General features: G+C 69.2%; 14 protein-coding genes and 1 tRNA gene. 4 read left to right on the top strand and 11 right to left on the bottom strand.

Features of this window, described 5'->3' with window-relative positions; genetic code table 11:
* Positions 1 to 37 precede the first annotated feature (37 nt).
* Entirely contained in the window at positions 38 to 1,939 is a 1,902-nt protein-coding gene (locus BLT21_RS01135; RefSeq protein ID WP_091497855.1) for an alpha-amylase family protein, read from the bottom strand.
* Between the two features lie 145 nt (positions 1,940 to 2,084).
* Between BLT21_RS01135 and BLT21_RS01130 the strand changes: the two genes are divergently transcribed.
* A complete protein-coding gene (locus BLT21_RS01130; protein WP_091497851.1) occupies positions 2,085 to 3,434 on the top strand; it encodes an MFS transporter in 1,350 nt (449 codons plus the stop codon).
* Between the two features lie 16 nt (positions 3,435 to 3,450).
* On the opposite strand, the gene BLT21_RS01125 is transcribed toward BLT21_RS01130, so the two are convergent.
* The 6 genes from BLT21_RS01125 to polA form a co-directional block, all read right to left on the bottom strand.
* Positions 3,451 to 3,711: a DUF6458 family protein gene (locus BLT21_RS01125; protein ID WP_091497846.1), complete on the bottom strand. Its 261-nt coding sequence runs from the start codon at positions 3,709 to 3,711 to the stop codon at positions 3,451 to 3,453.
* Between the two features lie 88 nt (positions 3,712 to 3,799).
* A complete protein-coding gene (locus tag BLT21_RS01120) occupies positions 3,800 to 4,579 on the bottom strand; it encodes an SGNH/GDSL hydrolase family protein (RefSeq protein WP_091497842.1) in 780 nt (259 codons plus the stop codon).
* On the bottom strand, positions 4,569 to 5,933 hold the full coding sequence (locus BLT21_RS01115; protein WP_091497839.1) for an MFS transporter: 1,365 nt from the start codon (positions 5,931 to 5,933) through the stop codon (positions 4,569 to 4,571). The genes BLT21_RS01120 and BLT21_RS01115 overlap by 11 nt, the downstream gene beginning before the upstream one ends.
* Before the next feature lie 43 nt (positions 5,934 to 5,976).
* Positions 5,977 to 7,017 carry an LLM class flavin-dependent oxidoreductase gene (locus tag BLT21_RS01110; RefSeq protein WP_091497836.1) on the bottom strand — a complete coding sequence of 347 codons (1,041 nt, stop codon included), beginning with the start codon at positions 7,015 to 7,017 and terminating at the stop codon, positions 5,977 to 5,979.
* A 71-nt stretch (positions 7,018 to 7,088) separates the two neighbouring features.
* Entirely contained in the window at positions 7,089 to 8,765 is a 1,677-nt protein-coding gene (locus BLT21_RS01105) for a DUF885 domain-containing protein (protein WP_091497813.1), read from the bottom strand.
* 37 nt (positions 8,766 to 8,802) lie between these two features.
* On the bottom strand, positions 8,803 to 11,442 hold the full coding sequence (gene polA, locus BLT21_RS01100; RefSeq protein ID WP_091497809.1) for a DNA polymerase I: 2,640 nt from the start codon (positions 11,440 to 11,442) through the stop codon (positions 8,803 to 8,805).
* A 57-nt stretch (positions 11,443 to 11,499) separates the two neighbouring features.
* Between polA and BLT21_RS01095 the strand changes: the two genes are divergently transcribed.
* Complete coding sequence (locus BLT21_RS01095; RefSeq protein WP_091497805.1) at positions 11,500 to 11,931, top strand: hotdog fold thioesterase; 432 nt, start codon at positions 11,500 to 11,502, stop codon at positions 11,929 to 11,931.
* Positions 11,932 to 12,004: 73 nt separating this feature from the next.
* Here BLT21_RS01095 and BLT21_RS01090 read toward each other — a convergent pair whose 3' ends face one another.
* The gene (locus BLT21_RS01090) at positions 12,005 to 12,622 is read right to left on the bottom strand and encodes an ANTAR domain-containing response regulator (RefSeq protein WP_023950638.1); all 618 of its coding nucleotides are present in this window, start codon (positions 12,620 to 12,622) and stop codon (positions 12,005 to 12,007) included.
* Positions 12,623 to 12,702: 80 nt separating this feature from the next.
* Here BLT21_RS01090 and BLT21_RS01085 point away from each other — a divergent pair.
* Positions 12,703 to 12,783 (top strand) — tRNA-Leu (locus tag BLT21_RS01085).
* A 38-nt stretch (positions 12,784 to 12,821) separates the two neighbouring features.
* Positions 12,822 to 13,292 (top strand): hypothetical protein, encoded by a 471-nt coding sequence (locus tag BLT21_RS01080; RefSeq protein ID WP_091497800.1) that lies wholly within the window; start codon positions 12,822 to 12,824, stop codon positions 13,290 to 13,292.
* Positions 13,293 to 13,375: 83 nt separating this feature from the next.
* On the opposite strand, the gene pyk is transcribed toward BLT21_RS01080, so the two are convergent.
* Genes pyk through gltB form a run of 3 tightly spaced genes read right to left on the bottom strand, consistent with a single transcriptional unit; the run spans position 13,376 to position 20,906 of the window.
* On the bottom strand, positions 13,376 to 14,824 hold the full coding sequence (gene pyk / locus BLT21_RS01075) for a pyruvate kinase (protein ID WP_091497797.1): 1,449 nt from the start codon (positions 14,822 to 14,824) through the stop codon (positions 13,376 to 13,378).
* Positions 14,825 to 14,866: 42 nt separating this feature from the next.
* The gene (locus BLT21_RS01070) at positions 14,867 to 16,333 is read right to left on the bottom strand and encodes a glutamate synthase subunit beta (protein WP_091497794.1); all 1,467 of its coding nucleotides are present in this window, start codon (positions 16,331 to 16,333) and stop codon (positions 14,867 to 14,869) included.
* Positions 16,326 to 20,906 carry a glutamate synthase large subunit gene (gene gltB / locus BLT21_RS01065; protein ID WP_091497790.1) on the bottom strand — a complete coding sequence of 1,527 codons (4,581 nt, stop codon included), beginning with the start codon at positions 20,904 to 20,906 and terminating at the stop codon, positions 16,326 to 16,328. The genes BLT21_RS01070 and gltB overlap by 8 nt, the downstream gene beginning before the upstream one ends.
* Positions 20,907 to 20,951: the final 45 nt, after the last annotated feature.

Below are 20,951 nucleotides of genomic sequence, written 5' to 3'. Positions count from 1 at the left end.
CAGAAAGCGTCCCGAGAGTGCAGTTCTCGCTCACGGCTCATCGCGGGCGGACGCGCAGCCAGACGAACCCATGCGCGGGCAGCTCGAGTCCGCCCTCCAGGCGACGCTCGCGGTCTTCGAGAAGATCGACCGCGACGTCGCCGAGTCCCGCCAGCGTCTGCGCCGAGACCCCCACCGGGTCGTCTCCGACGTTCGCCAGCACGAGGACCGCTCCCCCGTCACCGCGCGAGTTCGGCCGAAGGAAGCCCACGACGGCAGCATCGGGCGTATGGAACGGAAGTAGGGCGTTGCCCGCGAACTCGGCCGTCGCCGAACGCACGTCGATGAGCCGCCGAAGGCGTGCGAAGACCCGGCCGGCCGTCGTCGTCGCGTCGGACCGCTGCGCGTAGCGGTGCTCGGGCCGCGGCGGACGGTGCGCCCACCGACTGTCGGCGCTGCGTGCCGGGTCGTGCTGGAACGTGTCGTCGTTGAGCTGCGCGACCTCGTCGCCGAGATACAGCAGCGGGATGCCGCCGGTCGACATGGCGAGCGCGTGAGCGAGGACGACGCGGTCCTCACCACCGTCGTCGCCTGCTCCCACGCCCGCGAGCGATGCGGTGGTGCCGGCGATGCGCGCGTCGCCCGTGCGCGGATTCTCCTGGAACGGGTACCCGCGCGAGAACGAGCCGTCGAAGCGTCCGATGTAGAAGTCGTTGAGGAAGCGGCGATGCGCCCCGCCCGCGATCCCGAGCCGCGCGGCATCCTCGTCGGCGAAGGTCCATCCGATGTCATCGTGACTGCGTACGTAGTTCACCCACGCGGTGTCCGGCGGAAGAGCATGCCTCTCGTCGAGAGCCAGCTGCAGAAGTCGCGCGTCTCGGGTCGCCAGCGCTTCCCACGTGAGAGCCATCTGCAGCGGGTTGTACGAGAGCTGGCACTCTTCGGGCGAGATGTAGTCCAGCACCTCGTCGGGATGGACGATGGCCTCGGACTTGAACAGCACCGCGGGGGCGGCGACGCGCAGGACGGCGTTGAACGCCTGCAGGAGCAGGTGCGCCTCGGGCAGCGATTCGCACGCCGTCCCCAGACGCTTCCAGATGAAGGCGACCGCATCCATCCGCAGGATCTCGACGCCCTGGTTCGCCAGGAAGAGCATCTCCCCCGCCATCGCCGTGAAGACGTCGGGGTTGGCGTAGTTCAGATCCCACTGGAACCGGTAGAAGGTCGCCCAGATCCACCGCCCGTCCGGAAGGGCGACGAAGGATCCCGGATGGTCTTCGGGGAAGATTTCGCGCGTGGTCTTCTCGTAGGCGTCCGGCATCTCACGGTCGGGGAAGATGAGGTAGAAGTCCTCGTAGGACGGATCGCCGGCGAGGGCGCGTTGGGCCCAGGCGTGCTCGTTGGAGGTGTGGTTGAAGATGAAATCGAGCACGAGGGAGATGCCGGCGGCGCGCAGCTCCTCGGCGAGGGATCGCAGATCGGACATCGTGCCCAGGGCCGGGTCTACCGTGCGGTAGTCGGAGACCGCGTATCCGCCGTCGTCGTCACCCTCCGGGGTCGCGAACAGCGGCATCAGGTGCAGGTAGGTCAGACCGAGCTCCTGGAAGTACGGGATCATCTCGCGGACACCCGCGAGGTCGCCGGCGAAGCGGTCGACGTAGCAGACGCCGCCGAGCATGCGCTCGGACTGGAACCAGTTGGAGCGGCCGGCGCGTTCGCGATCGAGCCGTCTCAGCTCGGGCGTACGCTCGGCGCGCGCATCCAAGGTCGTGTCGACGAGGCGCAGCAATGCGTCGAGGCCGTCGGGACGACCGCCGTAGAGGCTGCTGAAGAGCCGATGCAGTCGCGGGAACTCCGATCGCAGCCGCGCGACCGTTTCGCCGTCGACCGGCGTCGCCCGCCGGGCGACATGCTCGACGACGATCGCCGCGTCGGTCTCGAACGACGAGAGGGCGGTCATCGTCGGATCAGCGGTGCAGTCATGTTCCGCATCATCTCAGACGGCCAGCCGGCCCGAGCCGCGACGCGCGCATGTCGGATCACGGTCAGGAGTACCGTGGAACGGTGATCTCCCCGACGTCCGTCATGCCCGAGGGATCCTGCCGATGATCCCCGCCGCGCGGGTGAGTGGACCCGGGCTGCGGGCCTGGCTGGTGTGGGGCACCGGTGTCGCCGCCTACGTGCTCTCCATCACGAACCGCACCTCGCTCGCCGCCGTCGGGGTGGATGCCGCCGAGCGGTTCCAGGCCGACGCAGCGACACTGTCGATGTTCGCGGTCGTGCAGCTGGCGGTGTACGGCGGGATGCAGATCCCCGTCGGTGTGCTCCTCGACCGCTACGGCTCACGCCCCATCATGACCATCGGCATGATGCTGATGGCCGTCGGGCAGCTGACCATGGCCCTCTCCCCCAGCGTCGGCGTCGCGATCATCGCGCGGATGCTCCTCGGCGCCGGCGACGCCGCCATCTTCCCGGCGGTGCTGAGGCTCGTGGCCACCTGGTTCCCCGCACAACGCGGACCGTTGATGGTGCAGCTGACCGGCATCCTCGGCCAGGCGGGTCAGCTGGTCGCCATCGTCCCTCTCTCGGCGCTGCTGCACGCCACGAGCTGGTCGGTGGCCTTCGGCAGTGTCGCCGGCCTCGGCGTGCTCTTCGCGATCCTCGTCTTCCTGCTCGTACGCAACCACCCGCCGGAGATCGGCCGCGATGTCAGCGTCGACACCGACACCGGTGCGATCCGTGTCGTGACCTCCAGCATCGACACCGGCGTCGGCATCCGCGCAGCCTGGGCGCATCCGGGCACGCGGCTGGCGTTCTGGTCGCACTTCACGACCCCGTTCGCTGGTACGGCATTCATCCTGCTGTGGGGCATTCCCTTCCTCACCGCGGGTGAGGGGCGCACGCAGGCCGAGGCCACGCTCATCACGACGCTGTACGTCTTCGCAGGCATGGCGCTCGGCCCCATCATGGGCGACCTGTCCCGACGGATCCCCAACCTGCGTTCACGGGCGCTCGTCCTTCCCGCCGTCGGAGTACAGCTGCTGGCCTGGACGGCCGTGATCGCATGGCCGGGCACAGCTCCGCTGTGGCTGCTCATCGTCCTCGTGGTCGCACTCGCGACCGGTGGGCCCGCGTCCATGATCGCCTTCGATCACGCCCGCACGCACAACCCTTCGCACCGTCTGAGCACCGCGACCGGCCTCACGAACGCCGGCGGTTTCCTCGCCGCGCTGATCGCCGTGTTCGCGATCGGGCTGGCCCTCGATCTGCAGGGGGCCGGATCACCGTCGACCTACTCGCTCGATGCCTTCCGCATCGCATTCCTCGCCCAGGTGCCACTGTGGATCATCGGTGGCACCTTCATCGCGATCGAGCGTAAGAAGACCCGCATCCATATCGGCATGGACCTCCCGCGCCGTCCCCGACCCGAGCACGGTCGAGCGGGCGGAGCGTGAGTCGCGCCACGCGGGTTCAGAGCGTGGGATCGCCCGACGTGGTCGTGCTGTTGCGGGTGACGCGCTGTCCGCTGGCGGGATCGACGGCGGTACGGCTGACGCTCTCCGTCTGACGGCGACGGACCATCAGGATGAGCCCGAGGAAGAAGATGAGCGCACCCGCGCCCATGAGGATGTATCCGATCAGATCGAGATCCACCCACTCGACCTGCACGTTGACGGCGAACGCGAGGATCGCGCCGATCACGAAGAGGGCGATACCGGCACCAATGCTCATGACAGTTCCTTCCGGACGAACGGACGTGATGATCCTCCCGTGCCCCCCGTCCCGTGCACAGCGCCTTGACAGAGGCGGAGGGCCCGTGTCAGGAGCGCGCGGCGACCTCGACCCAGGAACCGAACTTGGGATCGCGATCATCACCCGACGAACGCCCCGTCAGCCGCCGCCGCACCCACGGCGCAAGATGCTCGCGGAAGTACTCGCCACGCGCCAACACCGCGGTCTGGGTCTCGACGGGGAGCGACCACCACTCCCCCGGCGCCTCGATCCCGAGCGCCTGCAGCACGCGCGCGGCCACCCGGTGGTGGCCGCGGGCGTTCATGTGCAGCCGATCTGTTGACCAGTAGGACGGATGCGTAAGCGTCCGGTCGTACCAATTGAGCGCCCGCACGATGTCGTCACGGTCGGCGATGCGATCGACGACGGCGTCGGACAATGCATCGCCGCGTCGATGGATGAGACCACCGAGCGGCAACTGGGCCGACGGGTTCGCGCCGGACAGCAGGATGAGGCGCACGCCCTCCTCGTCGCACCGCCGCATCACCTGCAGGAACGCGCCCACGATGTCCTCGATCGAGGTCCGGGGTCGCAGCATGTCGTTGCCGCCGCCGTTGAACGACAGGTGCGTCGGCCGGAGCGCGAGTGCAGCTTCGAGCTGCTCATCGACGATGGGCCGCACGAGCTTGCCCCGGATGGCGAGGTTCGCGTATCTGATGGTTCGGCCGGTGGCGTCCGCCCATCCGGCGGCGGTGAGGTCGGCCCAGCCGCGCACCGCGCCGTCGGGCAGCTCGTCGCCGACGCCCTCGGTGAAGGAATCGCCGATCGCGACGAACCGGACCTCGGTCTCCTCCGACTCAGCGGTCATCGAGCGACACTCCTCTGCGGTCGATGAGGCCCCACGCGCCGGCGGCGGCGAGGACGAAGAACACGGCGAACACGATGAACAGGACGGGTGCGCCGCCCCAGACGAGCAGTGGCGGCACCGAGAGCGGCGCCAGGATCGAGGCGATGCGGCCGACGCCGGCCGCCCACCCCGCTCCCGTCGCGCGGAGCGAGGTCGGATACATCTCCGGCGTCACCGCGTACAGCGCACCCCAGGCTCCGAGGTTGAAGAACGACAGCGCCATGCCGGCGGCGATGATGACGACCTCGGTCGTGGCCGTGCCGAACACCACGGCCGCCGCGGCCGATCCGACGAGGAACACCGAGAGCGTCAGTCTCCGCCCCCAGACCTCGATGAGCCAGGCCGCGACCGCGTACCCCGGCAGCTGCGCGAGGGTGATGATGAGGGTGAAGCCGAACGAGCGGACCAGGTCGTAGCCCTGGGTGTAGAGGATGGTCGGGATCCAGATGAACGCGCCGTAATAGGAGAAGTTCACGCAGAACCACACGAGCCAGAGGCTCGCGGTGCGGCCTCGGAACTCGGTCGACCACAGCGCGCCGAGGCGCCCGCCCGCCGAGGTCGCGACGGAGGGGGCCAGCGTGTCCGCGACGATCGGCGCGACCGGTCCGCGGTGCGCGGCGTGGGTGTGTGGGCGTGCCGCGGACTCGAATCCACGGACGACCTCGTCCGCCTCGCGGTGCCGGCCGCGGCGCTCGAGCCAGCGCGCCGACTCGGGCAGGCCCCAGCGCACGATGAGCGCGTAGGCGGCCGGGATCGCGCCCACGGCGAACGCCCAGCGCCATCCCTCGTCGATCTGCGGGATGACGAAGTAACCGATGAGGGCGGCCGCGGTCCAGCCGACCGCCCAGAACGCCTCGAGGACGACGATGACCCGGCCGCGGATGCGCGCCGGAGCGAACTCGCTCACGTACGTGCTGGCGACGGGCAGCTCGGCGCCCAGCCCGAGCCCCACGATGAAGCGCAGCACGAGCAGCGCCGCGAGGCCGCCGACGAGCGCGCTCGCGCCCGTGGCCAGGCCGTAGACGAGGAGTGTGATCGCGAACACCGAGCGGCGCCCGAACCGGTCGGACAGGAGGCCGCCGATGCTCGCCCCGATCGCCATCCCGGCGAAACCCGCCGATGCGATCCAGGACGCGTGCGTCGTGTCGAGGGACCATTGCGCGATCAGCGCGGTGATGATGAACGAGATGAGCCCGACGTCCATCGCGTCGAGGGCCCAGCCGAGGCCCGAACCCGTCAGGATCTTCAGGTGTCGACGGCCGAAGGGCAGCTCGTCGAGGCGGCGCGCCACCGAGGGCGTCGCGGTATCGGTCATTCGACCATGCTATTGACCCGCGACGCCCTCCGGCGTCAGCACGTCACGCGTCGGCGAGCATCTCGCGCACGAGAGGCACCACACGGGTCCCGTAGAGCTCGATCGACCGCATCATCCGCTCGTGGGCGAGGGTGCCGTGAGAGAACTTGAGATCGAACCGGTCGAGCCCGAGGGTGCGGATGGTCTCTGCCAGCTTGCGGGCGACCGTCTCGGGCGAACCGGCGTAGACCGCCCCGTCCGGACCGAGGTCGTGCTGGAACTGCATTCGCGAGTAGGGCGGCCATCCGCGCTCGGCGCCGATCGCGTCGCGGTTGACCTTCATGGCGGGGTAGACCTCCTCCCACGCCTGCTCGTCGGTGTCGGCCACGTGGCCCGGCGAGTGCACGCCCACCGGCAGCCGCTCGGCGCCCATGGCGTCGCGCGTGCGATGGAACAGGTCGACGTACGGCCGGAAGCGCGCGGCGCCGCCGCCGATGATGGCGAGCATCAGCCCGTACCCGTGATGCGCGGTGCGCAGGACCGACTCGGGAGACCCGCCCACCCCGACCCACGCGCGGATGCCGTTCTCGGTCTTGGGGAACACATCGGCGTCGCGGAGCTCGGGACGCGTCTTGCCCTGCCAGGTCACCGGCTGCTCCGATCGCAGGCGGCCGAACAGGTCGAGCCGCTCCTCGAAGAGGATCTCGTAGTCGGCCAGGTCGAAGCCGAACAGCGGGAACGATTCGGTGAACGACCCGCGCCCGAGGATGATCTCGGCGCGGCCGTTCGACACGGCGTCGAGCGTGGCGAATCGCTCATAGACGCGCACGGGGTCATCGCTCGAGAGCACCGTGACCGCGGTGCCGAGCCTGATGTCCCGGGTGCGCGACGCCGCTGCGGCGAGGACGATCTCGGGGCTCGAGACCGCGAACTCGCGGCGGTGGTGCTCCCCCACGCCGAAGAAGCTCAACCCCACCTCGTCGGCGAGCACCGCCTGGTCGACCGTGTTGCGGATCGTCTGGGCGTCGGACAGCAGTTCGCCGTCCGCTCCGCGGGTGACGTCCCCGAACGTGTCGAGGGCGAACTGGACGGATGTCGCGGTCATGGGGCCACCTTTCATTCACATGAATGCAACGATGAGCCGGGAGGGGTATTCCCGGCTCATCGTCGCGACCCTCAGCTCTCGGCGAGGGCCATGCGCAGCGTGTCGAGGCCGACGCCGCCCAGGCGCAGGGCCTTCATGTGGAAGGCCTTGACGTCGAACGCGTCGCCCGCGCGTGCCGCGTCCTCGTCGCGGATCTGCTCCCAGATGCGCTGCCCGACCTTGTACGACGGCGCCTGCCCGGGCCAGCCCAGGTAGCGGTTGACCTCGAAGCGGACGAACTCCTCCGGCATGTTGACGTTGCGCTTCATGAACTCGAACGCGTAGTCGGCATCCCAGGCGCCCTGACCGTCGGGACGCTGCTTGCCGAGGTGGACGCCGATGTCGAGCACGACGCGCGCCGCGCGCATCCGCTGCCCGTCGAGCATCCCGAGCCGATCGGCCGGATCGTCGAGGTAGCCGAGCTGCTCCATGAGCCGCTCCGCGTAGAGCGCCCACCCCTCGGCGTGACCGCTGGAACCGGCGAGCAGACGGCGCCACGAGTTCAGCTCCGACCTGTTGTAGACGGCCTGCGCGATCTGCAAGTGGTGGCCGGGAACCCCCTCGTGGTAGACCGTGGTCAGTTCCCGCCAAGTATCGAACGAGTCCACTCCCTCCGGCACCGACCACCACATCCGGCCGGGTCGCGAGAAGTCGTCGGTCGGCCCGGTGTAGTAGATGCCGCCCTCGTTCGTCGGTGCGATCATGCACTCGAGCGTGCGGATGGGTTCGGGGATGTCGAAGTGGGTGCGGCCGAGCTCGGCGACGGCCCGGTCGCTGGTCTCCTGCATCCACCGCTGCAGGGCGTCGGCGCCATGCAGCTTGCGCGACTCGTCCTTCTCGAGATGGGCGACGGCCTCCTCGACGGAGGCGCCCGGGAGGATCTCGTTCGCGATGGACTCCTGTTCGGCGACCATGCGCGCCAGCTCCTGGAGACCCCACTCGTAGGTCTCGTCGAGGTCGATCGTCGCCCCGAGGAACCGCCGCGAGTGCAGCGCGTACAGCTCGCGTCCGACGGCGTCGGTCTCGCCGGCTTCGGGCAGCAACTCGCTGGTGAAGAACGATGCGAGCCCGTCGTAGGCGACGCGCGCGGCGTTGGCGTTGTCTGCCAGCTCGCGGGCGACCGAGGCGGGCAGCCCGCCCTCGGCCGGCGCGGCGTCGGCGGCGAACGTCGCGAAGAAGCCCGTGTCGGCGGTGTACCGGCCGATCTGGGTCGACACCTCCACGACCTGGCGCCGTGCGGGCACCACCCCGCGCTCCATGCCTTCCCGCAGCGTGCGGATGTAACCCTCGATGGCAGCCGGAACGGCGCCGAGGCGAGCGGCGATGACGCCCCAGTCGTCGACCGTCGCCGTGGGCATGAGGTCGAAGGTGTTTCGGATCTCCTGCGCGGGCGAGGCGATCACGTTGACGTCGCGCAGGTGCGCGCCGGCCTCCGCGAGCTCGATCTGCAGGCGGAGGTCACCGGCGAGGTCGGCCCGTGTGACGACATCGACATCGTCGACGGGCTCCGCCGCCTCGAGCTCGGCCAACGTGCTGCGCGCCGCGGCGAGGGCGCGGGCGGTGCCCTCCGGGGAGTAGTCGTCGAGACGCGCGTTGTGCTCGAACCGGCCGATGTAGGTCGCGAGCCCGGGTGAGAGCTCGGCCAGGGTATCGACCCACGCGTCGGAGATCCGATCGATCGGCGTGGGCGTGCGCTGTGTTTCGGTCATCCCCCGAGCCTAGCCGCGCACCCCCGGAGCGCGAGGGTCAGTGGCCGGCCACGTCCCAGTCGCCGCCGCGCCCGATCTGGACGTCGAGGGCAACCGTCAGATCAGCCGCGTCGCCCATGCGCTCGCGGACGATGCGCTCGGCGACATCCCACTCGCCCTCCGCCACCTCGACCACGAGCTCATCGTGGATCTGGAGCAGCACGCGCGAGCGCAGGCCCTCGGCGCGAAACTCCCGGTCGATGCGGAACAGCGCGACCTTCATGATGTCGGCGGCACTGCCCTGGATCGGGGCGTTCAGGGCCGCACGCTCGGCGTTCTCCCGCAGGACGCGGTTGGGGCTCGCGAGGTCGGGGAACGGGCGCCGCCTGCCGAATATGGTCTCGGTGTAGCCGTCGATGCGCGCCTGTTCGACGCTCGAGCGGAGATAGTCGCGCACGGCGCCGAAACGCGCGAAGTACTCGAGCATCAGCTGCTTGGCCTCGGACTGCTCGATGCGCAGCTGCTTCGACAGACCGAAGGCCGACAGGCCGTAGACGAGGCCGTACGACATCGCCTTGACCTTCGTGCGCATCGCGGGAGTGACATCGGCGGGGTCGACGCCGAACACCCGCGCGCCGACGAACCGATGCAGATCCTCGCCCGACACGAATGCCTCGATGAGCCCGGGGTCCTCGGACAGATGCGCCATGATGCGCATCTCGATCTGCGAATAGTCCGCCGTCAGGAGCGTCTCGTAGCCGGAGCCGACCTCGAATGCGGCGCGGATCCGCCGGCTTTCCTCGTTGCGGATCGGGATGTTCTGGAGGTTGGGGTCGGTGCTCGAGAGCCGGCCGGTCTGACTGCCGGTCTGGACGTAGGTCGTGTGGATGCGATCGTCGGCGGCGATCGCCGTGTCGAGCGATTCGATGATCTGACGCAGTTTCGTCGCCTCGCGATGTTGCAGCAGGAGCTCGAGGAAGGGATGTGGGTTCGACTCCTGGAGGTCGGCGAGCACCGCCGCGTCCGTCGAATAGCCGGTCTTCGTCTTGCGGGTCTTCGGCAGCTCGAGCTGTTCGAAGAGCACCTCCTGCAGCTGCTTCGGCGACCCGAGGTTGACCTCGCGATCGATCGTGGCATAGGCGCGCTGCGCGATGTCGTCGGCTCGCGCAGCGAGCTCGGCGGAGAACGTCGACAACTTCTCGTGCGACACCGCGACCCCCGCGAGCTCCATGTCGGCGAGCGTGTCGAGCGTCGGGAGCTCGATGTCGGTGAGCACGCTGGACACCGGGGCGGGAAGCTCGGCCCGGACCGCCTCGGCGACCCGCAGGGCGAACCACGACAGCTGGCCCGGGGTCGCGCCCTCGGTCTCGGGGACGAGCTGTGTGGGGTCGGCCTCGGGCAGCTTCTCGTCGAGGTAGCGGTGCACGAGGTCGGCGAGCGTCTTGTCGGGGAAGCTCGGACGCAGCAACCAGCCCGCGAGGATCGGGTCGAAGACCAGGCCGCCGAGGCGGACTCCCCCCCGGCGCAGCGCCTTGACCTGGACCTTGGCGTCGGACAGCACCTTCGCGGCGTCGGACTCGAGCCAGGGCCGCAGGGCCACAGCGACGTCATCGTCCCACGTCGCCTCGACGGCTTCATCCGCGGTGGCGAGGCCGATGCGCTGCGGGAAGCCTCCGGCGACGACGACCGTGACACCGACATCGCCGTCGTGTCCGGTCACCCACGCAGCGAGCGCGGGCGCGTCCAGCTGGGCTGCCGTCGGTGCGGGGACCGCGGGGGCTGCGGTTTCGACGGCCATGGCCGGATCGGCCCCTGCAGCCTCGAAGACGCGGGGCAGGAGGGTGCGGAACTCGAGCCGCGCGAAGATGTCGCGCACCGCCTCCGCATCGATCGGACCGACCGCGAGATCGTCGGGCGTGACCCCCAGCTCGACGTCGCGAAGCAGCCGGTTCAGTGTGCGATTGCGCCGCACATCGTCGAGGTGTTCGCGAAGATTGCCGCCCACGACGCCGCCGATCTTGTCGGCGTTCTCGAGCAGCGCGTCGAGCGATCCCCACTGCGTCAACCACTTCACCGCGGTCTTCTCCCCCACCTTGGGGACGCCGGGGAGGTTGTCGCTCGTCTCGCCTACGAGAGCGGCGATGTCGGGATAGTTGTGCGGCGGCAGTCCGTACTTCTCGACGACGGTCTCGGGCGTGTAGCGCTTCAGCTGCGAAACGCCCTGCACGCTCGGGTACAGCAGGGTCACGTCGTCGGTGACGAGCTGGATCGTGTCGCGGTCGCCCGAGCAGACGAGGACGTCGAAGCCGGCGGCGGCACCCTCGGTCGCGAGGGTGGCGAGGATGTCGTCGGCCTCGAAGTCCTCCTTCGTGAGCACCGTCACGTTCATGGCGGCGAGGCACTCCTGCAGGAGGGGGATCTGCCCCTTGAACTCCGCCGGCGACTCGGAACGGTTCGCCTTGTACTCGGCGTACTCGCGCGTGCGGAACGACTGACGCGAGGTGTCGAAGGCCACGGCGAGGTGGGTCGGCTTCTCGGCCTTGATCAGGTTGACGAACATCGACAGGAATCCGTAGATGCCGTTGGTGTGCTGGCCGTCCTTCGTCGTGAAGTTGTCGACCGGGAGCGCGAAGAACGCCCGGTAGGCCAGCGAGTGGCCGTCGACGACGAGGAGAGTAGGCTTTGCGGAGTCCGTCACCCGTCCAGCCTAACGACGACGGCGGACACCACGACCCGCTGCGACCGAGGGTGGAGCATGCTCGAGAACACCGACATCGACGACGGGCTCGCGTGGGCCCAGGGGCGCGGAAAAGGTGCGCTGGCCGAGCGGATGGGCATCGAGTTCACCGAGTTCACCACCGAGCGCTGCGTCGCGACGATGCCCGTCGCGGGCAATACACAGCCCGTCGGGCTGCTCCACGGCGGCGCCTATGTCGTGCTGGGCGAGTCGCTCGGTTCGATGGCCGCAAACATGCACGCCGGACCGGGGCGCCTCGCGGTGGGCGTCGACATCAACGCCACGCACACGCGCTCCGCGACGAGCGGCGTGGTCACGGGCGTCTGCACTCCCCTGCACCTCGGACGCTCGATGACCGTCCACGAGATCGTCGTGTCCGACGCGCAGGGCCGCCGTTGCTCGACGATCCGCATCACGAACATGATCAAGGACGCCCCGGCGGCATCCTGACGCGAGCACGGCTCGACACGACGAGGCCCCCTCCCGATCGACCGGGAGGGGGCCTCGGACGTCGCGGGCCGGACTACTTCTTGGGAGCCAGCTGCTCGATGATCGCCTTGGCGACGTCCTGCATGGTCAGCCGGCGGTCCATGGACGCCTTCTGGATCCAGCGGAACGCCTCGGGCTCGCTCAGGCCCATCTTCTCGTTGAGGAGGCCCTTGGCACGATCGACGAGCTTGCGGGTCTCGAAGCGCTCGACCATGTCGGCGACCTCGGCCTCGAGCGTGATGATCTGCTCGTAACGCGCGAGGGCGATCTCGATCGCGGGCAGGAGGTCGTTGGGGGTGAACGGCTTCACGACGTAGGCGAGGGCACCCGCCTCGGTGGCCCGTTCGACGAGCTCCTTCTGGCTGAACGCCGTCAGGAGCACGACGGGGGCGATGTGGGCCTTGCCGAGCCGCTCAGCGGCCGAGATCCCGTCGAGCACGGGCATTTTGACGTCCATGATGACGAGGTCCGGGCGGAGCTCGGTCGCGAGCTGAACGGCGGTCTCGCCGTCTCCGGCCTCGCCCACGACGTCGTAACCGTTGTCGCGGAGGATCTCGACGATGTCGAGGCGGATCAGCGACTCGTCCTCGGCCACGACGACACGGCGGGGTGCGGGCGCGGCCGACGTGGGGGCCTCTTCTTGCTCTGTCACCTTTCGATCCTACGGTATGGCGTTCGGGCGACGCTTCCGTCGGGCGATGCGGCGGGAGGCGGTATTGTCGAACCCAGTGCGCCGGTGTGGCGGAATGGCAGACGCGACCGACTCAAACTCGGTTGTCTTCGGACGTGTGGGTTCGACTCCCACCACCGGCACGACGAGATCCTGAGCCCTGCGGCGATACCGTGGGCCAATGATCTCCGCCGTGGATACGCGCGGGCCCGAGGGCGCCGCGATCATCGTCTTCACTCCGCGCCCGCCCGAGCCGGGGGAAACGCTCTGGGTGCACGATGCCGCCGACGAGTGTCCCCGGTGCGGCACCCGATGCATCGACGTCCACGCGCCCGCCTATGATCAGGCATCGGAGAACCGCTTCCGCTTCTGCCTGATCCTGAGCGTGGGCGGCGCATTCGTCTTCGGGTCGCTCACCGCACTGACCACGCCCGCCGTGCAGTGGCCGATCCTCATCCCGCTGGCAGCGCTGGGGTGGACGACCGCGGTGTTCTCGGGGATGCGGGGCGTGCGCGATGTGATCCCCGGGTTCTGGCCACGGGGCCGGCGGCAATGGCGGCGGTTCGCCCGAGCCCTCGGCGCCCAGATCGGTCAGCTGGCGCTCGTCGCTGCGCCGCCGTACGCGGCCGTGCTCTTCCTGCTGAACAGCTGACCGCAACCCGTCCGCGAACGCCCGAAGGGCGGATACCCCTCAGCGAGGTATCCGCCCTTCGACGGTCCAGCGTGACTCGTCGGCTACTGGATCGCCTGGTAGATCGGGGCGCGCCCGTGGACGGCGTCACCGATCTTGTGGATGCGGATGTCGTTCGTCGACCCCTGGATCCCGGGAGGGGAACCGGAGATGACGACGACCTTGTCGCCGACCTCGGCAAGACCGTTCGACAGGAAGAAGTCGTCGACCTGGCGGTACATCAGGTCGGTGTGCGCGACCTCCTCGACCAGGCTCGAGCGGATGCCCCACGTCAGGGTCATGCGGCGACGGATCGCCGGGTCGGTCGCGAAGGCGATCATCGGGATCTCGGGACGCAGGCGCGACATCCGGCGCGCGGTGTCGCCCGACTCCGTGAACATGCAGAGGAACTTCGCCTCGATGAACTGCGCGACCTCCATCGCCGCCAGGGTGATCGCGCCACCCTGCGTGCGGGGCTTCGCGGTCAGCGGCGCGATGCGGTCGAGACCGTGGGTCTCGGTCGAGTCGACGATGCGGGCCATGGTCTCGACGACGCCGACCGGGTACTTGCCCACGCTCGTCTCGCCCGACAGCATGACCGCGTCGGCACCGTCGAGGACGGCGTTGGCGACGTCGCTCGTCTCGGCGCGAGTCGGCACCGGGTTCTCGATCATCGACTCGAGCATCTGCGTCGCGACGATGACCGGCTTGGCCATGCGGCGGCAGAGTTCGACGGCCCGCTTCTGGACGATCGGCACGGCCTCGAGCGGGAGCTCGACACCGAGGTCTCCACGCGCGACCATGATGCCGTCGAAGGCGTCGATGATCTCCTCGAGGTTGTCGACGGCCTGCGGCTTCTCGATCTTCGCGATGACGGGGACCTTACGGCCCTCCTCGGCCATGATCTCGTGCACGCGGTCGACGTCGGCGGCGTCGCGCACGAACGACAGCGCGATGATGTCGGCGCCCTGCTGCAGCCCCCAGCGCAGGTCGGCCTCGTCCTTGTCGGACAGCGCCGGCACGCTCACGGCCACGCCCGGCAGGTTGATGCCCTTGTTGTTCGACACGGGGCCCGCGACGATGACCTTCGTCGTGACGACCGAGCCCTCGACCGAGACGACCTCGACCCGGACCTTCCCGTCGTCGATCAGCAGGAAGTCACCCGGCGTCACGTCGCCCGGCAGGCCCTTGAAGGTCGTCGAGACGATCTCCTTCGTGCCGAGGATGTCATCGGTGGTGATCTTGAAGATGTCGCCGACGGCCAGGTTGTGCGGACCGTTCTCGAACTTGCCGAGGCGGATCTTCGGACCCTGAAGGTCGACCAGGATGGCGACGGGACGACCCGCGTCGTCGGCGGCCTTGCGCACATTGGCCCAGCGGACCTCGTGCTCCGAATAGTCTCCGTGGCTGAGGTTGAATCGGGTCACGTCCACGCCGGCATCGATGATGGCTCGCACCATCTCATAGCTGGCTGTGGCCGGTCCCAGGGTGGCGACGATCTTGGCGCGTCTCACTGAATCTCCGGTGGTCTCGGGTGGGGAGGGGATGGGTCCAGCCTATGCCCGCTGGAGCCCGATCGCGACGTCGGTCGGACGCACCGGCGCGGGGAGGTCGGTGTCGCCCATCAGGTAGCGGTCGACGGCCGAGGCCGCGGCGCGGCCCTCCGCGATGGCCCACACGATGAGCGACTGACCCCGTCCGGCGTCTCCCGCGACGAACACGCCCGGCGTGGTCGTCTGGTAGTCGTCGGCGCGTTCGAGGTTGCCACGATCGGTGAAGACGGTACCCAACTGGCTCTCGAGCTCGCTGCGCTCGGGGCCGGTGAAACCCATCGCGATGAGGACGAGGTCGGCGGGGATCTCGCGCTCGGTCCCGCTCTTGGGGACACGACGGCCGTCGACGAACTCGGTCTCGGCCACGCGCAGGGCGCGCACCTCCCCCGCGTCGTTCGAGAGGAACTCGACGGTCGAGGCGAGGTAGCTGCGCTCACCGCCCTCCTCGTGCGCCGAAGCGATCTCGAAGACGGTCGGCATCATGGGCCAAGGCTGGCTGTCCGGCCGGTCCGACGGGGGCTGCTGGCCGATCGCGAGGTTGGTCACGCTGAGAGCGCCATGCCGGTGCGCGGTGCCGATGCAGTCGGCGCCCGTGTCGCCGCCGCCGATGACGACAACGTGCTTGCCCTCGGCGTGGATCTGGTTGGCGACCTGGTCGCCCGCGACCGCCTTGTTCGACTCCACGAGGTACTCCATCGCGAAGTGCACACCCGCGAGGTCACGACCGGGGATGGCCAGATCGCGCGGCTGCGTCGAGCCCGTCGCGACCACGACCGCGTCGTAGCGCGCGCGGAGCGCATCCCACGTGATGTCCTTACCGATCTCGACGCCGGCACGGAAGCGCGTGCCCTCGTCCTGCATCTGACGCAGACGAGCCTCGATGTGGCGCTTCTCCATCTTGAAGTCGGGGATGCCGTACCGCAGCAGACCGCCGATGCGGTCGTCGCGCTCGTAGACCGCGACCGTGTGCCCGGCGCGCGTCAACTGCTGCGCCGCCGCGAGTCCGGCCGGGCCCGAACCGACGACGGCCACGGTCTTGCCGGTCAGCCGCCCGGGAGGCTCGGCCTCGACCCATCCGTTGGCGAAGGCCTCGTCGATCGTCGAGACCTCGATCTGCTTGATCGTCACCGGCGGCTGATTGATGCCCAGGACGCAGGAGCTCTCGCAGGGTGCCGGGCACAGCCGACCGGTGAACTCCGGGAAGTTGTTCGTCGCATGCAGCCGCTCGATGGCCGATCGGCCCTCGCCGCGCCAGGTGAGGTCGTTCCACTCGGGGATCAGGTTCCCCAGCGGGCAGCCCTGGTGGCAGAACGGCACACCGCAGTCCATGCAGCGACCCGCCTGCCGGCGGAGGACGGCGGTGTCGCCGGGCTCGTACACCTCGCGCCAATCCATGATGCGGACGGGCACGGGACGACGCTTGGGGAGCTCTCGCTCCGTGGTCTTCAGGAAGCCCTTGGGGTCAGCCACGGGTCACCTCCAGGATGCGGCTCCAGACCTCGTCGCCGTCGGGGTCGAGCCCCTCGGCGGCCGCCGTCTGTCGGGTTTCGAGCACCGCGGCGTAGTCGCGCGGCACCACACGGACGAAGTTGGCGACCTCGTTCTCGAAGTCGTCGAGAAGGCGCACGGCCAGCTCGGACTCGGTCTCGGCGACGTGGCGCTCGAGCAGATCGCGGAGGATCTCGGCATCGCCGGACCCCATCTCCCCGAGGACGAGCTCGCCGGTGGCCATGGCTTCGCGGTTCACGTTCGCTGTGTCGAGGCGGTACACGTAGGCGTTGCCGCCCGACATCCCGGCGCCGAGGTTGCGGCCCGTGGCGCCGAGGATCACGGCGAAGCCGCCGGTCATGTACTCGAGCGCGTGGTCGCCCACGCCCTCGACGACCGCCGTCGCGCCGGAGTTCCGGACGAGGAACCGCTCCCCCACGACGCCCCGCAGGAACATGGTGCCCTGCGTCGCGCCGTAGCCGATGACGTTGCCGGCGATGACGTTCTCGGATGCGTCGAAGACGGCGTCGCGCGGCGGCCGCACGACGATCTGACCGCCCGAGAGCCCCTTGCCGACGTAGTCGTTGGAGTCGCCCTCGAGCCGCAGCGTGATGCCCGCGGGAAGGAACGCGCCGAACGACTGGCCGGCCGAGCCGGTCAGGTTCACCTCGATGGAGTCGGCCGGCAGCCCGTTCTCGCCGTGCGCGAGGGTGACCCGGTTGCCGAGCATCGTGCCCACGGCGCGCTCCGTGTTGCGGATCGGCAGATCGATCCGGATGCGCCCGCCATGGGCCACGACATCCTGCGCCCGTTCGATCAGCTGCACGTCGAAGTGCTCGTCGAGCTCGTGGTCCTGATCGCGGTGGTGACGGCGCGGGGCGTCGTCGGCGAACGCGGGGCCGGTGAGGATCGGACCGAGATCGAGGCCGCTGGCCTTCCAATGGTCGATCGCGCCGTCGACGTCGAGGACGTCGTTGCGGCCGATCGCCTCGTCGAGCGACCGGAAACCGAGCTCGGCGAGGTACTCCCGCACCTCCTGCGCGACGAACTCCATGAAGTTGACGACGAACTCCGGCTTCCCGGTGAAACGCTGACGCAGCACCGGGTTCTGCGTCGCGACGCCGACGGGGCAGGTGTCGAGGTGGCAGACGCGCATCATGATGCATCCCTCGACCACCAGGGCCGTCGTCGCGAAGCCGAATTCCTCGGCGCCGAGCAGAGCGGCGATGACGACGTCGCGGCCGGTCTTGAGCTGGCCGTCGGCCTGCACCACGACGCGGTCGCGCATGTCGTTGAGCATCAGGGTCTGCTGGGTCTCGGCGAGTCCGAGCTCCCACGGCGTGCCGGCGTGCTTGAGGGAGTTGAGCGGGCTTGCGCCCGTCCCCCCGTCGTGGCCCGACACGAGGATGACGTCCGCGAGCGCCTTGGCGGTGCCCGCCGCGACGGCTCCGATGCCCGACTGGCTCACGAGCTTCACGTGCACCCGCGCGGCGGGGTTCGCGCGTTTCAGGTCGAAGATCAGCTGTTTGAGGTCCTCGATCGAGTAGATGTCGTGATGCGGAGGCGGCGAGATGAGACCGACGCCGGGGGTACCGCCGCGAGTGCGCGCGATCCACGGGTAGACCTTGCCGGGAGGGAGCTGGCCGCCCTCGCCGGGCTTCGCGCCCTGCGCGAGCTTGATCTGGATGTCTTCGGCGTGCGTCAAGTACATGCTCGTCACGCCGAAACGTCCGGACGCGACCTGCTTGATGGCGCTGCGACGCTCGGGGTCGAGCAGGCGCTCGACGTCCTCTCCGCCCTCACCGGTGTTCGACTTCGCGCCGAGCCGATTCATCGCAATGGCGAGGGTCTCGTGCGCCTCCTGCGAGATCGAGCCGTAGCTCATGGCGCCCGTGGAGAAGCGTTTGACGATGGATGCGACCGACTCGACCTCGTCGATGGGCACGGCCGGGCGGACGCCCGTGCGCAGCTTGAACATGCCGCGGAGCGTCTTGAGCTCGGCAGCCTGGTCGTCGACGAGCTTCGTGTACTCCCGGAAGATGTCGTATCGACGCGTGCGGGTCGCGTGCTGCAGCCGGAACACCGTGTCGGGGTTGAACAGGTGGGGGGCGCCATCGCGACGCCACTGGTACTCGCCACCGGTCCAGAGCCGCTCGTGCGCGCGCACGGCGGCGTCCTCGGGGTAGGCGTACGCATGGCGTGCGGCGTTCTCGGCTGCGATGACCTCGATGCCGATGCCGCCGAGCTTCGTCTCGGTGCCCGTGAAGTACTTCGAGACGAAGTCGTCGGACAGACCGACGGCCTCGAACACCTGCGCGCCGGCATAGGACGACACCGTGGAGATGCCCATCTTCGACATGATCTTCAGCACGCCCTTGCCGAGCGCGTAGATCAGGTTCTTGACCGCCTTCTCGGGCGAGACGCCGGTGATGTAGCCCGCGCGAACGAGGTACTCCACGGTCTCCATCGCCAGGTACGGGTTGACGGCCGAGGCGCCGTATCCGAGCAGCGTCGCGACGTGGTGCACTTCGCGAACGTCTCCGGCCTCGACGACCAGACCGACCCGCATGCGGGTCTGCTGACGGATGAGGTGGTGGTGGACGGCCGCGAGCATGAGCAGCGAAGGGATCGGAGCGAGGTCCTTGTTCGAGTCGCGGTCGCTCAGAACGAGGAACTCCGCGCCGTCCTCGATCGCCTGGTCGGCTTCGGCGCACATCTGCGCGAGGCGCTTCTGCATGCCCTTGTGACCGGCCTCGACACGGTACAGGCCGCGTATGGTGACCGACGAGCGGCCCTTCAGCGCCGTGTCGATGTGCTGGATCTTGGCGAGCTCGTCGTTGTCGATCACGGGGAAGTCGAGCGTCACGGTGCGCGTGTGCTTCGGGCCCCAGGCGAGCAGGTTGGCCTCCGGCCCGAGGCCGAGCGAGAGCGAGGTGACGACCTCTTCGCGGATGGAGTCGAGCGGCGGGTTGGTGACCTGTGCGAACTGCTGCGTGAAGTAGTCGAACAGCAGACGCGGCCGCTCGCTGAGGACCGCGACGGGAGTGTCGCTGCCCATCGCGCCGAGGGGCTCGGCTCCCACCTGGCCCATGGGCGTCAGCAGGATGCGCACCTCTTCCTCGGTGTAGCCGAAGGTGCGCTGACGGCGGGTGATCGAGGCGATCGGGTGCACGATGTGCTCGCGCTCGGGCAGGTCCTTCAGCCGCACCCGGCCGGCGTCGAGCCACTCCTGCCACGGATGCAGGCTGGCGAGCTCGCGCTTGATCTCCTCGTCCTCGACGATGCGGCCCTGCGCGGTGTCGACGACGAACATGCGACCGGGCTGCAGGCGGCCGCGCCGCTTGATGCGCTCGGGGGCGAAGTCGAGTACGCCGGTCTCGCTGCCGATCACGACGAGCCCGTCGGTGGTCTCGGTCCATCTGCCCGGTCGAAGACCGTTGCGGTCGAGGGTCGCACCGACGAGCGTGCCGTCCGTGAAGATGAGCGCGGCGGGGCCATCCCAGGGCTCCATCTGGATGGAGTGGTAGTCGTAGAACGCCCGGAGGTCGGGGTCGATGTCGGTCTGCTTCTCGTACGCCTCGGGGACCATCATCATGACGGCGTGCGGGAGGCTGCGCCCCGTCAGTGTGAGCAGTTCGAGGACCTCGTCGAACGATGCGGAGTCGCTGGCGCCGTCGGTGCAGATCGGCAGGAGCGGGCGCACGTCGCCCAGCAGCTCGGACTCGAGCTGCGACTGGCGCGCCCGCATCCAGTTGCGGTTGCCCTTGACGGTGTTGATCTCGCCGTTGTGCGCGAGCATCCGCAGGGGCTGCGCGAGCGGCCACGACGGGAAGGTGTTGGTCGAGTAGCGCGAGTGGACCACGGCCAGCTCCGACGCGAAGCGTTCGTCCTGCAGGTCGGGGTAGAACGGCTCGAGCTGGAGCGTGGTGACCATGCCCTTGTAGCCGAGGGTGCGGCTCGAGAGCGAGACGAAGTACGCGTCGTGCTCGTGGCGCGCACGCTTGCGCAGTCGGTAGACACGCCGGTCGAGCTCGATGCCCGCCAGCGCGGGGGCGTCGCCGACGGCGGGGCGCGAGACGAAGAGCTGCTCGAAGGCAGGGCGGGCTGCGAATGCGAGCTTGCCCAGGTTGTCGTCGTCGGTGGGGACCTCGCGCCACCCCAGGACGGACAGGCCCTCAGCGCCGGCGAGTGTCTCGATGGCGGCCTTCAGGGCGTGGCGCTCGTCGGCGTCGCGCGGCAGGAAGGCCATACCGGCGGCGTACTCGCCGACCGGGGGCAGGTCGAAGTCGACGACGGCGCGCAGGAACGCGTCGGGCATCTGCGTCAGGATGCCCGCACCGTCGCCCGTGCCGGCGTCGGAGCCGATCGCGCCGCGGTGCTCCAGATTGCGCAGCGCGGTGAGCGCCAGCTCGACGATGTCGTGGCCGGCTTCGCCGCGCAGCGTGGCGACCATCGCCAGACCACAGGCATCCTTCTCGAACGCAGGGTTGTACATGCCCTGCTTGGGGGGGAAGGAACCGAATCCGGACTTTTGGGGTCGAGGGCTCGAGGCCATACTGACCGTCCTCACATTGGTGCTGAACCGGGACGACGTCGGCCC

It is taken from the genome of Microbacterium sp. cf332 (assembly GCF_900102175.1).
Lineage (GTDB): Bacteria > Actinomycetota > Actinomycetes > Actinomycetales > Microbacteriaceae > Microbacterium.
This window is presented reverse-complemented; position numbering and strand designations above follow the sequence as displayed.